Annotated in this window: 20 protein-coding genes and 1 riboswitch; of the genes, 4 read left to right on the top strand and 16 right to left on the bottom strand. The window is 28.7% G+C overall.

The features are described 5' to 3' along the window. Nucleotides 1-15: 15 nt before the first annotated feature. The 3 genes from rpmF to ACZ41D_RS09025 form a co-directional block, all read right to left on the bottom strand. Nucleotides 16-195 (bottom strand): 50S ribosomal protein L32, encoded by a 180-nt coding sequence (rpmF, locus tag ACZ41D_RS09015; RefSeq protein WP_464151108.1) that lies wholly within the window; start codon nucleotides 193-195, stop codon nucleotides 16-18. An 18-nt stretch (nucleotides 196-213) separates the two neighbouring features. Next, the gene (locus ACZ41D_RS09020) at nucleotides 214-738 is read right to left on the bottom strand and encodes a YceD family protein (RefSeq protein ID WP_464151109.1); all 525 of its coding nucleotides are present in this window, start codon (nucleotides 736-738) and stop codon (nucleotides 214-216) included. 96 nt (nucleotides 739-834) lie between these two features. Next, the gene (locus ACZ41D_RS09025; RefSeq protein ID WP_464151110.1) at nucleotides 835-2,025 is read right to left on the bottom strand and encodes an acetate/propionate family kinase; all 1,191 of its coding nucleotides are present in this window, start codon (nucleotides 2,023-2,025) and stop codon (nucleotides 835-837) included. 144 nt (nucleotides 2,026-2,169) lie between these two features. On the opposite strand from ACZ41D_RS09025, the gene ACZ41D_RS09030 reads away from it, so the two are divergent. Together ACZ41D_RS09030 and ACZ41D_RS09035 are read left to right on the top strand one after the other, a co-directional pair. After that, nucleotides 2,170-3,372 carry a transposase gene (locus tag ACZ41D_RS09030; protein WP_464150977.1) on the top strand — a complete coding sequence of 401 codons (1,203 nt, stop codon included), beginning with the start codon at nucleotides 2,170-2,172 and terminating at the stop codon, nucleotides 3,370-3,372. A gap of 502 nt (nucleotides 3,373-3,874) precedes the next feature. After that, nucleotides 3,875-5,125 (top strand): nucleotidyltransferase, encoded by a 1,251-nt coding sequence (locus tag ACZ41D_RS09035; protein WP_464151111.1) that lies wholly within the window; start codon nucleotides 3,875-3,877, stop codon nucleotides 5,123-5,125. A 20-nt stretch (nucleotides 5,126-5,145) separates the two neighbouring features. Here ACZ41D_RS09035 and ACZ41D_RS09040 read toward each other — a convergent pair whose 3' ends face one another. After that, nucleotides 5,146-5,919, bottom strand: coding sequence for a patatin-like phospholipase family protein (locus tag ACZ41D_RS09040; protein ID WP_464151112.1), 774 nt, complete (start codon nucleotides 5,917-5,919; stop codon nucleotides 5,146-5,148). 149 nt (nucleotides 5,920-6,068) lie between these two features. On the opposite strand from ACZ41D_RS09040, the gene ylbJ reads away from it, so the two are divergent. After that, entirely contained in the window at nucleotides 6,069-7,352 is a 1,284-nt protein-coding gene (ylbJ, locus tag ACZ41D_RS09045; protein WP_464151113.1) for a sporulation integral membrane protein YlbJ, read from the top strand. Between the two features lie 98 nt (nucleotides 7,353-7,450). On the opposite strand, the gene ACZ41D_RS09050 is transcribed toward ylbJ, so the two are convergent. The 7 genes from ACZ41D_RS09050 to ACZ41D_RS09080 all read right to left on the bottom strand — a co-directional run bounded on the left by ACZ41D_RS09050 (nucleotide 7,451) and on the right by ACZ41D_RS09080 (nucleotide 13,724). After that, nucleotides 7,451-7,897 (bottom strand): ATPase, encoded by a 447-nt coding sequence (locus ACZ41D_RS09050; RefSeq protein ID WP_464151114.1) that lies wholly within the window; start codon nucleotides 7,895-7,897, stop codon nucleotides 7,451-7,453. 1 nt (nucleotide 7,898) lies between these two features. Then, nucleotides 7,899-8,378, bottom strand: a complete 480-nt coding sequence (gene coaD / locus ACZ41D_RS09055) for a pantetheine-phosphate adenylyltransferase (protein ID WP_464151115.1) — start codon at nucleotides 8,376-8,378, stop codon at nucleotides 7,899-7,901. Further along, on the bottom strand, nucleotides 8,356-8,937 hold the full coding sequence (rsmD, locus tag ACZ41D_RS09060; protein WP_464151116.1) for a 16S rRNA (guanine(966)-N(2))-methyltransferase RsmD: 582 nt from the start codon (nucleotides 8,935-8,937) through the stop codon (nucleotides 8,356-8,358). Before rsmD ends, coaD begins: the two co-directional genes overlap by 23 nt. Before the next feature lie 252 nt (nucleotides 8,938-9,189). Then, a complete protein-coding gene (locus ACZ41D_RS09065) occupies nucleotides 9,190-9,390 on the bottom strand; it encodes a small, acid-soluble spore protein, alpha/beta type (protein ID WP_464151117.1) in 201 nt (66 codons plus the stop codon). 79 nt (nucleotides 9,391-9,469) lie between these two features. Further along, complete coding sequence (recG, locus tag ACZ41D_RS09070; RefSeq protein WP_464151118.1) at nucleotides 9,470-11,533, bottom strand: ATP-dependent DNA helicase RecG; 2,064 nt, start codon at nucleotides 11,531-11,533, stop codon at nucleotides 9,470-9,472. 163 nt (nucleotides 11,534-11,696) lie between these two features. After that, nucleotides 11,697-13,352 (bottom strand): DAK2 domain-containing protein, encoded by a 1,656-nt coding sequence (locus tag ACZ41D_RS09075; RefSeq protein ID WP_464151119.1) that lies wholly within the window; start codon nucleotides 13,350-13,352, stop codon nucleotides 11,697-11,699. Nucleotides 13,353-13,367: 15 nt separating this feature from the next. After that, complete coding sequence (locus ACZ41D_RS09080) at nucleotides 13,368-13,724, bottom strand: Asp23/Gls24 family envelope stress response protein (protein ID WP_464151120.1); 357 nt, start codon at nucleotides 13,722-13,724, stop codon at nucleotides 13,368-13,370. Between the two features lie 245 nt (nucleotides 13,725-13,969). Between ACZ41D_RS09080 and rpmB the strand changes: the two genes are divergently transcribed. After that, nucleotides 13,970-14,161, top strand: a complete 192-nt coding sequence (gene rpmB, locus ACZ41D_RS09085) for a 50S ribosomal protein L28 (RefSeq protein ID WP_464151121.1) — start codon at nucleotides 13,970-13,972, stop codon at nucleotides 14,159-14,161. Nucleotides 14,162-14,579: 418 nt separating this feature from the next. Here rpmB and ACZ41D_RS09090 read toward each other — a convergent pair whose 3' ends face one another. The 5 genes from ACZ41D_RS09090 to pknB all read right to left on the bottom strand — a co-directional run bounded on the left by ACZ41D_RS09090 (nucleotide 14,580) and on the right by pknB (nucleotide 19,583). Next, on the bottom strand, nucleotides 14,580-15,215 hold the full coding sequence (locus ACZ41D_RS09090; RefSeq protein ID WP_464151122.1) for a thiamine diphosphokinase: 636 nt from the start codon (nucleotides 15,213-15,215) through the stop codon (nucleotides 14,580-14,582). Nucleotides 15,216-15,229: 14 nt separating this feature from the next. Beyond that, nucleotides 15,230-15,778, bottom strand: a complete 549-nt coding sequence (thiT, locus tag ACZ41D_RS09095) for an energy-coupled thiamine transporter ThiT (RefSeq protein ID WP_464151123.1) — start codon at nucleotides 15,776-15,778, stop codon at nucleotides 15,230-15,232. Nucleotides 15,779-15,939: 161 nt separating this feature from the next. After that, nucleotides 15,940-16,041: riboswitch (TPP riboswitch) on the bottom strand. 36 nt (nucleotides 16,042-16,077) lie between these two features. Further along, the gene (rpe, locus tag ACZ41D_RS09100; RefSeq protein WP_464151124.1) at nucleotides 16,078-16,737 is read right to left on the bottom strand and encodes a ribulose-phosphate 3-epimerase; all 660 of its coding nucleotides are present in this window, start codon (nucleotides 16,735-16,737) and stop codon (nucleotides 16,078-16,080) included. Nucleotide 16,738: 1 nt separating this feature from the next. Beyond that, nucleotides 16,739-17,611 (bottom strand): ribosome small subunit-dependent GTPase A, encoded by an 873-nt coding sequence (rsgA, locus tag ACZ41D_RS09105; protein ID WP_464151125.1) that lies wholly within the window; start codon nucleotides 17,609-17,611, stop codon nucleotides 16,739-16,741. A 10-nt stretch (nucleotides 17,612-17,621) separates the two neighbouring features. Next, nucleotides 17,622-19,583 carry a Stk1 family PASTA domain-containing Ser/Thr kinase gene (pknB, locus tag ACZ41D_RS09110; RefSeq protein WP_464151126.1) on the bottom strand — a complete coding sequence of 654 codons (1,962 nt, stop codon included), beginning with the start codon at nucleotides 19,581-19,583 and terminating at the stop codon, nucleotides 17,622-17,624. Nucleotides 19,584-19,588: the final 5 nt, after the last annotated feature.

The raw sequence follows: 19,588 nt of genomic DNA on the forward strand, positions 1-19,588 counted from the left end.
CATCACTATCTTCTACTATTCTGCGCTTATCACTTCTTCATTTTTATAATAACCACATGACTTACATACTCTATGAGGTAACTTAAGCTCATGACATTGAGGACATTCTACTAAGTTAGCCTTGGTTAATTTAAAAGTTGAAGCTCTTCTTTTATCTCTTCTTGCTTTAGAAATTTTTCGCTTTGGTACTGCCATCTATAACACCTCCTTAACCTAGTCAAATAGTTCCTTTAATTTTGCTAGACGGGGATCAATATCGTCAATATTGCAATCACACTCGCCATCGTTTAAATTTTTACCACATATTGGACACAAACCCTTACAGTTTTCATCACATAAAGGTTTCATAGGCAAAGATAAGATTACTGCATCTTCTATAGCCTTTAATAAATCTAAATTATTTCCATCATAAAAAATCGTCGGTTCTTCTTTGTCTTCTTCAATATTAAGATTAAAACTATTTCTATTTTTTTCTAACAGCTTTCCATATAATCTAGTCTCTATAGTATTGTAAAATTCTTTTAAACATCTAGAGCAAGTTTCATTATAAGTATATACCAGTTTTGCATCTAAAAACAAATCATTATCAACTTTATAAATATTACCTTTAATCTTCAAAGGTTCTTTTAGAAATATGTTTCCTCTTTTTGATTCTATGCAGCTAATATTAACACTATTATTTATTTCAATATTATAATCTTGCCTATCAAGAAGAAGCCTTGACAGATTAATTTTCATAAAATTCACCTCTTAATATTAACAAATCCCATTATATAAAGCTACAGAGATTTTGTCAAGACTTTTATGTCAAAGCCAAGTGTTTCAGAATAACAACTATATTAATGCCTTAGTTTCTCTTGCTATCATTAATTCTTCATTTGTTGGTACAACTAACACCTTTACCTTAGAATCGTCAGAACTAATAATAGCTTCTTTACCTCTAACATTATTTCTTTCCTTGTCAATTTTTATTCCCAAGAATTGTAATCCATCGCAAATTTCTTCTCTAGCATTTATTGAATTTTCTCCTAATCCAGCAGTAAATACAACAACATCTACTCCACCCATAATAGCTGCATATGCTCCAATATATTTCTTTACCCTATTATTGAATATAGATAAAGCCAAACTTGCTCTTTCATTACCTTCTTTTGCAGCGTCTTCTATGTCTCTAAAGTCACTGCTAACACCTGAAATTCCAAGTACCCCTGATTTTTTATTAATCAAATTATTAATTCCTTCTACATCTAGACCTTCTTTGTCCATTAAGAAAGGTAAAATAGCTGGATCTATATCTCCACAACGTGTTCCCATAGCTAAACCTTCAAGAGGTGTAAATCCCATACTGGTATCAATACATTTACCATCTTTTATTGCTGCAATACTTGCACCGTTACCAAGATGACAAGTAATAATTTTTAGTTCATCTTTATTTTTATCTAAGATTTCAGCTGCTTTATCAGAAACATATTTATGTGATGTTCCGTGGAATCCATATTTTCTAATACCATATTTCTCATATAATTCATATGGTAATGGATATATATATGAATCTTTTGGCATTGTTTGGTGAAATGCTGTATCAAAAACTCCAACCATTGGTGTATTTGGCATAAGCTCTTTACATGCCTGAATACCCATAATATTTGGTGGATTATGTAGAGGAGCTAAATCAATACATTCATCTAATGCTTTTAAAACTTCATCATCAATGATGACAGAACCTGAGAATTTTTCTCCTCCATGAACAACCCTATGACCTACTGCATTAATTTCGTCCATTGTTTCAATAACACCATATTCTTTATCAACCAGTGCATTTAAAACTAATTCTAAAACAACCTTGTGATTTTCCATTGGTTTTTCTATAATTACCTCGTTCTTACCAATAGGTTTATGTTTAATTTTCGAACCTTTAATGCCTATTCTTTCAGCTAACCCCTTAGCTAAAACTTTTTCATCAGTCATATCAATTAGTTGATATTTCAGTGAAGAACTTCCACAATTAATTACTAATATTTTCATGAGGAAATTGCATAATTTTAAATTGTTGATTTTTCTAAATTTCACTGAACGCAAAAAGGAGTTTCACCCCTAAATGTCGAATATATTAAGTAAGCAAACTCTATACCCGAAGGGAGTGAAACTTCTTAAATGTATATTCGACAAATGAGCTTGATTTCCTTTGAGGAAATTATGGAATTTCAACAAGAAACTAAATTAGAGATGATTTTATCTCAGATTGACATTTCTAATTTAGCTTGCAAACTAAGAAAATCTCATAATTCTAAAGGCCCGAAGGGCTATGATCCTGAAACTTTAATTTATGCTTTGATTGCTATGCAAGTAGAAAAAATTCAAACTATAAAAGATTTAGTTCTTAATCTTAAGCAAAATCCTGTTTTAAGATTCTGTTGTGGTTTTAGTGTCCTTGGCAAAGTACCATCTGAATCTACTTTTAGCAGATTTTTAGATAAATTAACTCAAACTGATGAACTTGAACAATTGTTTCATACCTTAGTTGTTAAAGCAAAAGAACTTAATATAATTGATGGAGAACATGTCTCTATTGATTCAACAAAATTAAGTTCTTATGAATCTGCTAAGCGTAAAAAATATATCGTAGATGATGACTATAACCCTAACTGGGGGATAAAAAAAGATACTAATGGTAACACCGTAAAATGGTTTGGTTGGAAGCTTCATATATTATGTGATTCTAAAAGTGAACTACCATTAGATATTTTATTAACCCCAGCAAGCACTTATGATGGCACTGTAGCTATACCTTTAATAAAGCAATTTTTTAATAATTATAAAGATATTTTTAAGCCTAAATATTATGCTATGGATTCTGGGTATGACTTTGAGTATGTTTATAAAGATATAATAAACGAATTTAATGGTATTCCAATAATAGCTTACAATCCTAGACGAAGCTATGCCCCACCTGCTGGATTAGATGAAGATTTTAATCCTATCTGCTCCGCAGGATATAAATTAGTATATTGGGGCAAAGATGGAAAATATCTTAAATTCCGTTGCCCTCACGCTTTAGGTAAGTGTAATTGTCCTTATGGAATGAATTGGTGTTCTTCTTCTACCTACGGATATACTTTTAAAGTCAATTATAAAGAAAATCCAAGGCATTATGGATATCCTTTAAGGTCTTCTACTAGTTGGAAAAAGTTATATGATAAAAGGACATCAGTTGAAAGATGTAATAGTAGACTTAAAGAATATCTAAATTTAGATAACATAAGGTCTAAAGGTATTAAAAAAGCCAAGGTTCACTCATTATTAAATTGCATAGCACTTATAGCTGGAACAATATCATTAAATTCAAGTAAAGTTGTTAATAAAGCTGCCTAACGGCATAAAATTACCTTTATTTAGGAGGTTCTTTGCATTATTCTAAAATAAATATCAAATTTAAAATCTCATTTTCAATGAGCTATCGCTCTATGCTCTTTTTTTCTACTGTGAAAAAGATGAATTATGCAATTTCCTCTCATGATTAAAACCTCCTAAATTCAACATAGTTTTACCTTCTTCATATTATTACAACTTATAAAAAAAATCAACTGAAATAATCTATTTTTCTATTATTACCTAATTTAAAGATTTTTATATGCAATATTTATTACGAAAAACGAGACATAATAATAAAATCATTTCCTTATTTTCTCTATAATTATAGAATATAGAAGCTACTTATTTAACTTTAAATAATACTTTGTAATAATACCCCTTTTATAATAAAATAATTATTATTAGAACAAATTGTATAATTACTCCAAACTCAAAAATTAATAAAACTATTTATTGTGTAATTTCTTTACTTTTTAAATATTACTTAGAATTGGAGGATAAAATGAAAGTATTAGGTATAGTTGCAGAATATAATCCTTTTCACAATGGTCATAAATATCATCTTGAAAAATCAAAACTTATTACAGGTTGCGATTTTACTGTTGCAATAATGAGCGGTAATTTCGTACAAAGAGGTGAACCTGCAATAGTTGATAAATGGACAAGAGCAAAAATGGCCATAGATAATGGAGTAGACTTAGTCATAGAATTACCTTTTATGTACTCATGTAGCAGTGCTGAGTTTTTTGCTTATGGTGCAATAAAAATTTTAAATTCACTAGGTATAATTGATTATATTTCTTTTGGTAGTGAATTAGGGGAAGTAGATACTTTAGAAAATATAGCAAATATATTAGTAAAAGAACCAGAAATATTTAGAAAATATTTAAAAATTGAATTAAATAAAGGAATTCAGTATCCCAAGGCAAGAAATAACGCATTAAAAAAATTTTTTCAAGAACAAAACAGTAGTCTATTTAATAAAATAGATAACATAATATCAACTCCAAACAATATCCTTGCAATAGAATATTTGAAATCAATTAAAAAATTAAATAGCAATATTATTCCTATAACTATCAAAAGAAAAAAAGCTAACTATAATTCATATAATTTAACAGGTAATATTTCAAGTGCAAACGCAATCAGAAATAGTATAAAAAATAATAAAGACCTCAATATAGTAAAAGAAACTCTCCCTAATAACTCGTATAATTATATGGTAGAATTCTATAATAAATATGGTACTTTTAATTATTTAGATAACTATCAAGATATATTATTATACTTAATTAGAACCTCATCACCAAATTATATTAAACATTTTCCCGATGTTAATGAAGGGCTAGAAAATCGAATTTATAATTATTTTCAAAGCAATGATTCTTTAAATAATATACTAGATTTTATAAAAACAAAAAGATATACCTTTACAAGGCTTAAAAGAATATTGATAAATATATTGGTTGGTCTTGATAAGGACACATTTGATATTCTCAATACTCACGGCCCCCAATATATTAGAGTGCTAGGGTGTAATGCCAAGGGAATTAAAATACTTAACAATTCAAAAAACAAAAATAGTATTCCAATTATAACAAAATTTTCACAATACAAACAATATAATAATGATATTTTAAATAATATGATCATGCTTGATAAAAAGTCAACAGATATATATTTTCTCGGATTAAAAAAGAATACTAAAAACAATTTAGATTATTATACAACACCATACATAAAATTAGACTAACAATTATCACAAAATCTTTCTCATTTTTTCTCAATAGCCATCTTTATTTCATTCATTTTTTCTAATGTAGCTTTATATCCAATATATGAACACTCTTCTACTTTTTCAAACTTTGAAGGCCCAATATGAGATAAAGGTGGCTCAATAAGTACATCAGCCTTAGGTTTATTACTATCTAGTATCTGCTTTGCCATAACATCAATAGATTGCAGTATCACATCAATAATATGACTTATTTTTCCTTGCTGAGTAGAAAAGCCAACATCTACTGCAATGATAACATCAGCCCCTAACTCCTTAACAATAGACACCGGTACCCTATCAGTTACCCCTCCATCAACTAATATCATATTATTATATTTTACTGGTACAAATATCCCTGGTATAGAAATGCTTGCTCTAACAGCTCTGTATATAGGGCCACTAGTAAAAACATATCTTTGTGCCTTGTTTAAATCAGTTGCAACAGCAGCAAATTTTTTATCCAGATCTTCAATACATCTACCTCGTGTTAATAACTTAAGTATCTCTTCAATTTTATTCCCTTTCATTATACCTCTTCTAGGAACAGTAAAATCCATCCAAAGGCTTTTCTTAATTTCTATAGCAATGTTCTCAATTGTTTTAGGATCTAATCCACAACAATAAAGACTACCAATTAAAGCACCTATACTTGTTCCTGCAACAACATCAATATTAATGTTATTTTCTTCTAGCGCTTTAAGAACTCCTATATGAGCCATACCTCTAGCAGACCCAGAGCCTAAAGCCAAACCTACCTTTAAAGTATTCACCTAAATCCCTCCAATTTTTCTTCATCAATTTCTTAAATAAAAAACTGCATTTATAGAATACTTTATTTAATTATGCAAATTTCTCATATCATATTAATCATTCATTCTCAATATATATATATCATAAGCCTTAGGAGGTGCAATGCAAAATGTTAGGTCGTTTACTTCTAACTATAACATTATTTACACTATTTATTGTGTTAATTAAGTTTACAATTAAAAAAATCCCTAAGAATAAAAGAAAGTTAATAAACCTTTATTTATTAATAATATTAATTTTGATAATAACTATATTAATTATATCATACCCTCAAAATGCACTTAATGCAGCAACTAAAGGCTTATTCACTTGGTTAAACATAATAATACCATCTCTTCTGCCTTTTTTTATATTCTCAGAAATATTAATTGGATTAGGCTTTGTAAATTTTATTGGTGCATTATTACAACCTATAATTAAACCAATATTTAATGTACCAGGAATAGGTGCATTTACCATGTCCATGAGTTTCATCTCTGGATATCCTGTTGGAACAAAAATTGTATCTCAGTTAAGGCAAAAAAAATTTATCACAAAAATAGAGGGACAAAGGCTTTTATCTTTTTGTAGTACATCAGGTCCTTTATTTATGATAGGAGCAGTATCTATAGGAATGTTCAATAATACTTCTATTGGCACACTAATAGCTATATCTCATTATTTAGGTGCAATAACTGTTGGAATCATTTTTAGATCTTATTCAAACAAAGAAAAAAAATATTTATCTACTAATAATATTAAAATAAGTAATCCATTTAAAGAATTAATTGATGCAAGAAAAAAAGATGGGAGAAATATTGGAATGTTAATAGCTAATTCTGTAAAAGAATCAGTTAACACAATTTTACTCATAGGTGGTTTCGTCATTTTCTATTCTGTTGTAATAGAAATGATAAATTTAACCAATATTTTTAAATATCTATCAGTTATTATATCTAAAATAATTAATATTAAAATTGAAGAAAAGGTTGTTGAAGGAATCTTTGGAGGATTAATTGAGATAACTAATGGATGTAGAATAATTTCATCTTTACACCAAATACCTTTAATTGTAAAAATATCAATATGTAGTTTTCTCATCGGGTGGAGTGGCTTATCAATTCATAGTCAAGCTATTAGCTTTATAAGCAAAACAGATATTAAAATTAATATATATATATTATCCAAATTACTTCATGGAACAATTTCAAGTATCTACTCATATTGCCTGTATCAATTTTTTTTCAACAAAATAATACCTATATTTGCTAATTCAACAAGCTACTTTCAAAATAAAAAAATCACCTGGCTAAACATTATTAATTTCTCATTAAAAATTCAGGTAACAATATTATTTTTAATTATCATATTATCAATAATAAATTTATTAATCAGTAAACATTTAAAAAAATAAACTTCTCTTAAAATCAAATCAAAAATATAAATATTCCCAATTATTGTATAAATAAGAAATATTTATATTTTATGACTTTCACTTAAGAGAAGAATTTATTATTTAATACCTTTTAATTCATTTCTATTTTTTTCTATAGTTTCTATAATTGATTTCATTACATCTTCCACATTTTTAAGAAGTTCATCAGCATATTCTCTAGCACCAATTCGAACTTCTTTTGCATTGTTTTTAGCTCTAGCAATTATCTCTTCCGATCTTTCTTTAGCTTTCTTTGTTATTTCATTTTGTTCAATCATTTCTTCAATATGTATTTTAGCTTCTTTAACTATAGTATCCGCTTCATTTTGAGCCTCAGCTAATATTCTTTGTCTTTCCTCTTTAATCCATTCAGCTTGTTTAATCTCATCTGGTAATTTTATCCTTATTTCTTTAATTATTTCTAACAATTCTTTCTTATCTACAATGGATTTCCCTGATAAAGGTATGGTTGAACTATCTTCTAAAATATCTTCCATTTCATCTAGAAGCTTTAAGATATCCATTTTATACCCCCTTAATTTTTTCCTTTATAGCTATTTCTACAGGTTTTGGAACTAAGCATGAAATATCACCATTAAACCTCGCTATCTCTTTAACTATACTAGAACTTAAAAATGCATATTCACTCCTTGACATCATAAATAATGTCTCTATATCATCACATAATTTCTTATTCATTAAAGCTATCTGCATTTCATATTCAAAATCTGATACTGCCCTTAATCCTCGTATAAGCGTAGACACATCTTTTTTCCTAGCATAATCTATTAAAAGACCTGAAAAAGTATCGACCTCTACATTGTGGAACTTTTTTACACATTCTTTTAATAACTTTACTCTTTCCTCAACAGTAAACATACTTTTTTTTGTTGTGTTAATTAATACAGAAACTGTTACCTTACTAAATTTTTTTGAACATCTTTCTATAATATCTAAATGTCCGTTAGTTACAGGATCAAAACTACCTGGGTAAATTACTTCCATTAATCTGCCTCCTTGACTTATAAAAAGTAATTGAAGTACTGCCATATATCCTTGAATTCACTTTCTCTAAATTAAAAATTAATTCAGGAAATATCTTTTTCGATTCATGTTCTACAATAAGTAATCCATCATATTTTAATAAATTCATTTGACTTATTATATTTATATTCGGAATAACTAGGTTCCTTTCATAAGGAGGATCCATAAAAATAAAATCAAACTTGATTTTCTTTTTCCCCATCACTGTTAAAGCTCTCGATACATCATTTCTATATATTCTAGCATTAGATAATAGCTTTGTATTTTCTAAATTTTTTTTTATATGCTTTATACTAATAATATTGTTATCAATAAAATAGCACAAACTAGCTCCCCTACTTAAAAATTCGATTCCTATTGCTCCCGATCCAGCAAATAAATCTAATACTATACAATCTTCATTAATACTTCCTATTATATTAAAAATAGATTCTTTTACTTTATCTGCTGTTGGCCTAACATTTAAGCCTTTTGGAGCAATAAGTTTATGTCCCTTAGCCTTACCAGTAATAACTCTCATTTTATTCCTCCTTATCATTACAAATATTATTTTAGCACAATATTTATTAGTATACAAAGAAATTTACATCTTTTTAACTTATTATAAAATATATACACCTTATTAAATTTGTGTTATTACAGCTACATATACGTTGGACTTTGTTTTACAAAACCATCTATTCTATTTTAGCTTAGTGTTTTTTCGCTATATTAAAAAAATGAAAGGCATCAAATTTGATGCCTTTCACATTTATAAAATTACATAATTGTATTATCTTCCTGACATAGATCTTTGAGCCATCTCGATTAATCTTTTTGTCATATATCCGCCTACATATCCATTTTGTCTTGAAGGAAGATTTCCTTTATCCATATTATCATAGTTGCTCAAACCTAATTCACTAGCAATTTCTGTTTTCATTTGATTAAGTGCTTGTCGTGCTTCTGGAACAACTATTTTTTTATTAGGCAATTTTTTCACCTCCTTCTTTTTAGTATTATTAATTTAACCAATCTATTTTTTTTTACACTGGTAATTATTTGTGCAAAAATTAATTTAATGCGATCCTGTCAATTTTGTCTTTAAACATTTCTTCAATTTTATTTTTTATTTTTCTATTTTTCTCAAGAAGTAACTCTGGATCGTCTTCTAATAAGTTTAAAGCCGCTTCTTGTGCGACTTTTAATATTTTTATATCAGTAAATATATTCGCAATTTTTAAATCTGGTAAACCATGCTGCTTAGTGCCAAAAAATTCTCCTGGTCCTCTTAACTGTAAATCTTTTTCTGATATAACAAATCCATTTGTCGTTCTTTCCATTATTTTCATTCTTTCCTTGGCAATTTTATTATTACTTTCATTTATAAGGATACAATAAGATTGATATTCTCCCCTACCAACTCTTCCCCTCAATTGATGTAATTGAGCTAATCCAAATCTTTCTGCGTTTTCTATAACAATAATGTTTGCATTAGGTACATTTACTCCTACTTCTATCACTGTAGTAGAAATAAGTATATCAATGATACCCTCCTTGAATTTTTTCATTACTTCATCCTTCTCGTGTGAAAGCATTTTGCCATGTAAAATTCCTACATTATAATTTTTAAATTCATTATCCTTTAAGTCATCATAAACTTCAGTAGCAGACTTGATATTTAATGATTCTGACTCATTGATTAAAGGACATACAATATAAGCCTGTCTTCCCTGATTAATTTGTTTTTTTACAAATTCATATACTCTTTTTCTCATATTACTATTTACTGCATAAGTTTGAATTTTCTTTCTTCCTGCAGGTAATTCATCTATTATAGATATATCTAAATCACCATATAATATTAATGCTAAGGTTCTAGGAATAGGAGTTGCTGTCATAACCAAAATATCAGGGGCTTTTCCCTTTGAAGCCAAAATTGCCCTTTGTCTTACTCCAAATCTGTGCTGCTCATCTGTTATTACTAACCCTAAGTTTGAAAATTCAACATCTTCCTGTATTAATGCATGTGTACCAATAATAACATCAATATTTCCCATTTTAATATCATTTATAATCTGCTTTTTTTCTTTTGCTCGTATACTACCTGTTAATAATTTACACCTAATATTAGTATTTTTAAAATATTGAATTATTCCCTCATAATGTTGATAAGCTAAAATTTCAGTTGGAGCCATCATAACAGATTGATACCCACATTTATAAGCTTTTAACATAGCTATAACTCCAACAATAGTTTTTCCAGAACCAACATCTCCTTGTACTAGCCTATTCATTTGCTTTTTTGACTGCATATCCTCCTGTATCTCTTTTATTACTCTTTTCTGAGCATTAGTCAACTCAAACGGTAATGAATTAATAAAATCAGAAATACCTTCATTACTTTTAAATGCTATTCCTTTATTATCTTTAGCGTTTTTTGTTTTAATTAATAGGAGACCTAGCTGTAAAATAAACAGTTCTTCAAATGCAAGCCTATATCTTGCCCTAATGTAAGATTCTTTATCTTTCGGGTAGTGAATATTCATTAATGCTTGTTTAATATCACATAGTTTATATTTATCTCTTAAATATTTAGGTATAATTTCTTCTACTTCTTCTAGATTTTCTTTTAAAGCATTCGTTACTATTTTGATCATTGTATTATTAGATATGCCCTCGGTTAAAGGATAAATTGGTACAATCTTACCTAATTTATTTGAAGCATTATTTATTTTTTCAAATACAGGACTTTGAATTTGAATTTCTCCTCTCATAATTTTAACTTTTCCACTAACCTTATATTTTTCACCTACTTTGAATAACTTTAATATATATTCTTGATTAAACCATACCAAATATGCTAATCCTGTATTATCTCTCACAGGAATCTTGACTATTGATAGGCCTCTTCTAGGTCTATAAACAAACGGAGAACCACATACAGTGACAACTAAATTAGCCTTATCACCATTTTTACAATCTTGAATATAATTTATCTTTCTTCTATCTTCATAGGTACGTGGAAAATAATACAATAAATCTCTTACAGTCTGTATATTTAACTTTTTCAATATACTAAACTTTTTCGGTCCTACTCCTTTAACAAATCTAACCGGTAAATCTAACTTTGCCAAAGTGTTCACCCCACATTTTATTACAATAACAATATAAATATATTTTAGAATAAATAAGCAAACACAAATGCTATATCTTAACGCATATTATTAGATATTTATATTTCCTAGTAATTAAATTCCATCATCTAAAAATAAAAAGTAGCCAGTATGATTAGCTACTTTATTCTACAGAAAATAAGTAATAATATAAAGGTTGACCTCCATAAATTACTTCTATATCACAATAATCAAATTCCTGTTCTATTTTTTTTGATAATTCTACTGCTTCTTCTTCAGTTACATCTTCACCATAAAAAATAGTTACCATTTCGCTATCTTCATCAACCATGTCTCTTATCAACAATAAAGATACCTCTTCAACATCATTTCCAACTTCTCTTATTTCACCGTCAAATATACCTATAATATCATCTTTTTTTATCTTAGTATCATTTATTTGCGTATCTCTTACAGCATAAGTAATTTGCCCTGTTTTTACATTGTTAATAGCTTCATCCATTAATTTTAAGTTATTTTCCAATTCAAGTTCTTCATTAAATGCTATTAATGCAGCAATTCCTTGGGGAACAGTTTTAGTTGGCAATACCTCAATTTTTTTACTACTCAATTTTTTTGCTTGGTTTGCAGCTAAAACAATATTGCTATTATTAGGTAAAATGATGATGTTTTCTCCATTCACATTATCAATAGCATTTATTATGTCCTCAGTACTAGGATTCATGGTTTGTCCACCAGAAATTATATAATCTACTTTTAAATCCTTGAAAATGTTTGAAAAGCCTTCTCCCATGGAAACACTAATGAAACTATATTTTTTTGATTTTTCTTCCGTTTTTTCATTAGCTTTTTCCTTCTTCAAAGAATTTAATTTATTATTTTCAATAATATTACTTCTGTGTTGATATCGCATATTATCTATTTTTATATCAATCAGTTCTCCAATTTTTAATGCTTCTTGTATTACACTGCCTGGATTGTTAGTATGTATATGTACTTTAATAATATCATCCCCACTTACCACAAGCATAGAATCTCCATATTTTGAAATCTTTTCTTTAAATACCTCCGCAGGAAATTTTGTTTTATTTATTATAAATTCAGTACAATAACTATACTTGATATCTTCAATGTTTTCAACCTTATCAAATTTAAAATCACTTTTTACTATTTCATTATTTTCAAGCATATCAATAGATTTACCTGACAAAACTTCTAATGCTCCAATTAATATAACTAATAATCCTTTTCCTCCCGCATCAACAACTCCAGCCTGCTTAAGTACATCTAGCATCTCAGGCGTTCTCCGTAGTGTAACATCACCATGATTAATAACTTCTTCTAGGAATAATTTAATATCTTTTTGTTTTGTATATATACTCATTGCTTTTTTTGCACATTCTCTTGCAACAGTCAAAATAGTACCCTCAGTAGGTTTCATAACGGCTCTATATGCAGTATCTGCGCTTAACTTAAAAGCTCTTGCTAAAACTTCAGTATTAATTTTATCATGACCCTTTAACCCATTAGCAAATCCTCTAAACAATTGAGATAATATAACACCAGAATTTCCTCTAGCCCCCATCAAAGAACCATTAGATGCTGCAATAGCTATTTCATCAATATTATTATCACTTACATTATTTATTTGCCTAATAGCAGACTGCATTGTTAACGACATGTTAGTTCCTGTATCACCATCAGGTACTGGAAATACATTTAGAGCATTTACTGATTCTTTGTTTTTTTCTAATGAATTAGCAGCCCCAATAAATAGTTTTTTTAGCAAAGCTCCATCTATATGTTCAATTTTCAACATTAGTACCTCCTTAAACTACTTTTGTACCCTTACTCCTTGTACATTAATGTTAATTTTTCTTACTTTCATTCCTGTAAGATTCTCAATATTATATTTCACTTTGTCAATAATATTTCTCGCTACAACTGATATTTTGGTTCCAAACTGAACAATAATATATAAGTCAATAGTTACTTCATTATCATCTGAAGTAATTTTTACACCTTTAGTTAAATTTTCTCTCTTCAGCAACTCGACAAGTCCATCTGTAGCACTTTTATTAGCCATTCCAACAAGTCCATAACATTCCATTGCTGATAAACCTGCTATCGTTGCTAAAACATTATCTTCAATATTAATGGACCCATATTTATTTGATACTTTTCCAGCCATCTGCAATCCTCCTTCATAATTATTATATCCTATTATTATAAAATTTAAGTAAAGAAAAAAAGAACATAATTTTCTTAAAGTAAATCATATATTTATATTCTACATTATTATCCTGTACTCTTCAACTATACTAAATATTTATATTTTTATTGCAATAATATTCCGGATTGTGTTAAAATATAGATTGTTGGGTTTCGATATGATAGTTTTAACATAAAGTATGTTTTACTAAGGAGGTGTTTTTAGTGGCAAAATTCTGTGAAGTGTGTGGTAAAGGTAAAGTTTCAGGTAATTTAGTGACTTTCTCAAACCGTAAAAGCAAAAGGACATGGTCTCCAAATGTTCGTCGAGTTAAAGTAAATACTAATGGTACAGTTAAAAGAATGTATGTTTGTACTAGATGCTTAAGATCAGGTAAAGTGAAAAGAGCATTATAGAATATTGTGGCTTCCAAAGAGGAAGCCTGTTTTGTTTTATATGCTTTAAAATGACGTATATAATATCCACCCTAACAAAACTAACAATACACCAAGTATCAATAACCAAAAATTAATCGGTATTATTAAAATAATAATTATTAATCCAATTATACAAAAAATAATACCTAGAATTTTTTTTATGCATTTTTTATAAAAAAAACGTCTCATACAACTCACCTCATAAAGTATCAAGAAGCTTCCATAATACATATTATTCATCTAAATTACAAATGTTACATTCAATGATTTTAAAACTAAAATAAATTGCATAATATAATATTTTAAAAATTTTTGACCTTGTAGTAATTATCAATTCACTAATAAAAAATAGGAATCCCTATAATTTACGGAATTCCCACATAACAATTTTCAAATATTAATCTCTAGATATAGTAACTAAACAAACTCCATTATCCACCTTAATTTTTCCTTCATTTTTCTTAACTTTATTACTAATACCTAATGTAGATCCAAACTCAAACTCAACTTTCTCTGTGTCGTAGTCAAATCCAGATAAAGTTACCTTAGGCTTGCTTCCAAATAACGGAATAACAGATACAAAACTATTATTTTCTCTCTTTATAGTTAATTCATCATTAACTATAGTTATTTCATTGTTATTATCAATAATCTTACCCTTAACTCCCTTTTTCATAAGCTGATATAAAAGCATTATATTTGCTATAGTATGGTCTAATCTGCTCCCTGTAGCACCAACAAAAATAATTTCATCAGTTTTTTTTTCTAGTGCAAAATCCATAGCCAGTTCCGTATCTGTTTTATCTTTTTTAACAGGATACTTTACTAGCTCAACATTTTTTTTATTCATAATATCCAAATCCAATTTAGAAATAGAATCAAAATCCCCTATTAGAACATCCGGTATTATATCGTTTTTTAATAAATGTTTTGCTCCTCCGTCAGCGCATATTATTAAATTAACTTCTTGTGATATTTTTTTTAGCTTTAAAGAGCTAAGTGCTTCTCCATTAGATACTATCAATGTTTTCATATTATCCCTCTAATCTACTTATTTATTCTGCTTAAAGGTTTCCACAATATACTAATTATTATAGCAGAAATAATAAATTCTGGTAAAAGATAAGCACCATTATATAATGTTGAATACCACCATGGATTCATATCACCAGCATACTCGGCAAAAAACACAACTCCTGAAAGTAAATGACATACAAATCTCCCTGATATAGCTAATAATATGCTAAATGTTAATAAAGCATATTGAAGCATTCCTATTTCTTTGTATTTATTTGCATTATGTGCGAGTCCTGCTAACCCTAGCAAACCAAAAGCTAATGGATAATCTAACAGAAATTGAATGTAGTGATAAAAATATGGCTCAATAATAAACTGTAATATACCATAAAGTCCACCAACAATTAATCCTGGTACAGTCCCCCATCTTAAAGCAAAAACTATTATAGGAATCATACTCCCTGCAGTTACTGATCCTCCATATGGTGCTTCATAAATTTTTACTAAGCTAAGTATAGTAGCAAGTGCAATCATGATGCCACCTTCAGTAAGCATTTTAATGCTCCATCCTTTTTTCATAATTACTTCCCCCTTAAAAATATTTTTAATAGTCAATTGCAAATACAATAGCACAAAATGTTACAATTGACTATCATATTAATACAAAATATGTATCACTTGGGAAAGGTTTGTAACGAAAACAAAAACTAAAACCATTACCTAACATAAGGCAATGGCATACTTACACAAATCCACTTTCCTACGCTAGCGTTATCTAGTTCAGGTAAAAGGGTCGAAGCTATTTAAGCTTCCTCTCAGCAAAAGCTCCCCTAGTGGTACATATTCATTTTTACAATATTATTATATCAAAAAATCAACTATTGTAAAGACATAATATCCTTAAATTTATTTACAGCCAAAGTGATATCCTCTGTATTAAACACTGCAGAACCAGCAACAATAATATTTGCTCCCCAGTCAATTACTTCTTCAACATTGTCTAATTTAATACCTCCATCAATTTCAATATCGATATTCAATTTTTCTTTTTCAATTATTCTTTTAATCTTTCTAACCTTTTCTTCCATACTTCTTATAAGAGTTTGTCCTCCAAATCCAGGATTTACTGTCATAATTAATATCATATCAATGTCATTCAAAACATACTGAATTTCTTCTAAAGGAGTAGCAGGATTTAAAGCCACACCAGCTTTTATTCCGTAACTTTTTATTTGCTGAATTACTCGATGTAAGTGTACACATGCTTCTTTGTGAACTGTAATAATATCAGCTCCAGCATCAACAAAACTATTAATATATAATTCAGGATTTTCAATCATAAGATGAACATCAAATGGCATATTCGTCAAGCTTCTAATACTTTTAATTAATGGTGCCCCAAATGAAATATTAGGTACAAAATGCCCATCCATTATATCAAGGTGTAATATATCAGCTCCTCCGGCTTCAGCAGCTAATATATCACTTTTTAAATTTGCAAAATTTGATGACAATATTGACGGAGCAAGTTTTAACATGTTAGTACCTCCTGTTGTTTTTTATTTCTTGCAAGAAATTAAGATAATTATTATATCTAGACTGGCTTATTTTTCCTTCATTTAATGCCTGTTTTACAGCACATCCTGGTTCCTTGAAATGTCTACACCCAGTAAATTTACATAAATGACTTATTTCGTAAATTTCATTGAAATATTTTTCCAATTCTTCTTCTTTGGCAAAATTTATATCAAGGGAACTAAAGCCAGGAGTGTCAACTACCCATCCGCCGTCGTTAAGCTCTAAAAGTTCTACATGCCTAGTAGTATGTTTACCTCTATTAGTTTTTTTGCTTATTTCACCAGTTTTAAGTTGTAAATTAGGCTGAATTTTATTTAAAATAGTACTTTTACCAACCCCTGAAGGGCCAGCAAAAACAGAAATTTTATCTCTTAATTTTGCTCTAAGCTCATCAATCCCTATATCATATTTTGCACTAATATTAATCACTGGATAGGAACATTTCTCATATATATCGTTTATATATTTTAATTTTTCTTTTTCTAGATCAATTTTATTAATACATATAACTATGTCCAAATTTTGATGTTGTGCTAATAACAAAAATCTATCTAACAACCATAAATCAGGGTCAGGGTTTTTAATCGCCATAACTATTACAGCTTGATTGACATTGGCTACTGGTGGTCTATAAAGATACGTTTTTCTATCTAGTATTCTTTCAATATACCCTGTCATATCTGCTATATTTTCACGAATTTCAACATAATCTCCTACTTGTGGACTTATCTGCTTTTTTCGAAATAATCCTCTCGCCCTACATTCAAATACATTTTCATCAGCTTTAACATAGTAAAAACCACCTATTCCTTTTGTGATTATACCCTTCTTCATATTTCCCTCCCTAGAAATCTATCTCTTGCGAACCTTGATATACACCATTAAAATATATCTCAAATTTGCTTTTCTTATTCCCAGACACTGGCACATAAATTACTTCGTCACTTTTTTTATGCACTTTATCATAAACAATTTCTTTTGCTTCACCTACAATTTTTACAACTTTAACTTCTATTTCCTCTTCATCCTCATCTTGTAATACAATAATTAGGTTTTCCGTCTTTTCATTAACTTTGTTTTCATCTTGTTCATTCTCCGTTATACTTTCTTCTTTATCAGAATTTGTCCCATTCTCACTAGGACCACTACTTACCTTTAAATCAATACTTGTATTTTCAGCAACTTCAACTCCTGAGGAATAACTTTGCCATATTACTTCATCTTTAGGTGCTTCATCATTTGGTTCATATATTATTTCCCCTTTAACTAAGCCGTTAGCAATTATGTCTTTTTTTGCTTCCTCAATATTTAAACCAATTAATTTTGGCATAATAATATATTCTATTTCTGGTCCTTTACTCACCACTATATCAACTTTAGTGTCTACACCAACTTCCGTATCAGCTTCAGGATTTTGTCTTAATACAATTCCCTTAGGAATATCACTAAATTCATACTCAACCTTTCCTTCTTCAAGTCCAACATCAGATAGCAAAATACCCGCTTCATTATAATATTTATTGATTAAATCGGGAACTGCAACAGTTTTTTCGCCTAAACTAATAGTAACCCCAATCGGATATCCTTCTTTTACAGTTTCTCCTGGTTTAATACTTTGACTTATTACATGACCAGCTTTATAATCTCCATTATATACCTCTTTTTCTACTTTAAAAACTAATCCTAATTCCTCTACTTGTTTTTTGGCTATATCTTCATGCAATCTTTGAAGATTAGGAACAACTACTTCTTTTTCATTAAAAAATCCTTTTATAAGGATAAATCCTACAGCTAATCCACTTGTTAGTAAAAACGCTAATAAAATAGCCAACAGAGTCAAAGCTTTATTCTTATTATTTACGTCTTCATCTTTCGTTTTAGATTTATTTTTTTTCCTTAAACGACTATTGATTTTTTCATCATCAACTGCGGGAATTACCCTCGTTGGAGAATCAGATATATTATCGTATTCCACAATATTATCTTCATTAGACTCTTTTACCTTTTTTAAGTCCAACAATAATTCTTCAGCAGTACTATATCTTAATGCCTGGTCTTTTTGAACACATTTCATTATTATTTTTTCTAATCCAATAGGTATATTTTCTTCAAATTTGCTAGGTGGTAAAATATCATCTTGTATATGTTTTAAAGCTACAGAAATTGGACTATCTCCTTGAAAAGGCACTCGACCTGTCAACATTTCATACATGACTATACCTAAAGAGTAAATATCAGACTTTTCATCTGTATACCCACCTCTTGCTTGCTCTGGCGAAAAATAATGTACTGATCCAATAACATTACTAGTATTAGTAACAGTAGAAGCAGTAGCTGCCCTAGCTATTCCAAAATCAGTTACTTTTACTCTTTCATCTTCTGTAATCATAATATTATGTGGTTTAATATCACGATGAACTACATGATTCTCATGAGCGTGATTTAAAGCTTCAGCTATTTGCATTGAATATCTAATCGTTTTTTCAACGCTTAACTTACCATTTTCCCTTATTAATTGCTTTAAAGTTTTACCTTTGATATATTCCATTACAATATAATAAATGTTACCTTCAACTCCAACATCATATATATTAACGATATTTGGGTGAGATAGACTAGCTGCAGCCTGGGATTCTCTTCTAAATTTATTAATAAATTCTTCATCATTTATATATTCATCTCTTAATATTTTCACTGCTACATATCTATTAAGAAGATGGCATTTAGCTTTATAAACGAGCGCCATACCACCTCCGCCTATTCTCTCTATTATTTCATATCTATTTCCTAAGATTTTTCCAATCATACTAT

The organism is Brassicibacter thermophilus, assembly GCF_055378355.1.

Excerpts from the sequence above, each read along its gene's own strand:
- ACZ41D_RS09080 (WP_464151120.1), bottom strand. The coding sequence starts at position 13,724 with ATGGCTGGAAAAGTATCAAATAAATATGGGTCCATTAATATTGAAGAT.
- ACZ41D_RS09090 (WP_464151122.1), bottom strand. The coding sequence starts at position 15,215 with ATGAAAACATTGATAGTATCTAATGGAGAAGCACTTAGCTCTTTAAAG.
- rpe (WP_464151124.1), bottom strand. The coding sequence starts at position 16,737 with ATGTTAAAACTTGCTCCGTCAATATTGTCATCAAATTTTGCAAATTTA.
- thiT (WP_464151123.1), bottom strand. The coding sequence starts at position 15,778 with ATGAAAAAAGGATGGAGCATTAAAATGCTTACTGAAGGTGGCATCATG.
- ACZ41D_RS09050 (WP_464151114.1), bottom strand. The coding sequence starts at position 7,897 with ATGGATATCTTAAAGCTTCTAGATGAAATGGAAGATATTTTAGAAGAT.
- ACZ41D_RS09035 (WP_464151111.1), top strand. The coding sequence starts at position 3,875 with ATGAAAGTATTAGGTATAGTTGCAGAATATAATCCTTTTCACAATGGT.
- rsmD (WP_464151116.1), bottom strand. The coding sequence starts at position 8,937 with ATGAGAGTTATTACTGGTAAGGCTAAGGGACATAAACTTATTGCTCCA.
- pknB (WP_464151126.1), bottom strand. The coding sequence starts at position 19,583 with ATGATTGGAAAAATCTTAGGAAATAGATATGAAATAATAGAGAGAATA.
- rpmF (WP_464151108.1), bottom strand. The coding sequence starts at position 195 with ATGGCAGTACCAAAGCGAAAAATTTCTAAAGCAAGAAGAGATAAAAGA.
- ACZ41D_RS09020 (WP_464151109.1), bottom strand. The coding sequence starts at position 738 with ATGAAAATTAATCTGTCAAGGCTTCTTCTTGATAGGCAAGATTATAAT.
- ylbJ (WP_464151113.1), top strand. The coding sequence starts at position 6,069 with ATGTTAGGTCGTTTACTTCTAACTATAACATTATTTACACTATTTATT.
- coaD (WP_464151115.1), bottom strand. The coding sequence starts at position 8,378 with ATGGAAGTAATTTACCCAGGTAGTTTTGATCCTGTAACTAACGGACAT.
- ACZ41D_RS09030 (WP_464150977.1), top strand. The coding sequence starts at position 2,170 with ATGAGCTTGATTTCCTTTGAGGAAATTATGGAATTTCAACAAGAAACT.
- rsgA (WP_464151125.1), bottom strand. The coding sequence starts at position 17,611 with ATGAAGAAGGGTATAATCACAAAAGGAATAGGTGGTTTTTACTATGTT.
- ACZ41D_RS09075 (WP_464151119.1), bottom strand. The coding sequence starts at position 13,352 with ATGTTGAAAATTGAACATATAGATGGAGCTTTGCTAAAAAAACTATTT.
- ACZ41D_RS09025 (WP_464151110.1), bottom strand. The coding sequence starts at position 2,025 with ATGAAAATATTAGTAATTAATTGTGGAAGTTCTTCACTGAAATATCAA.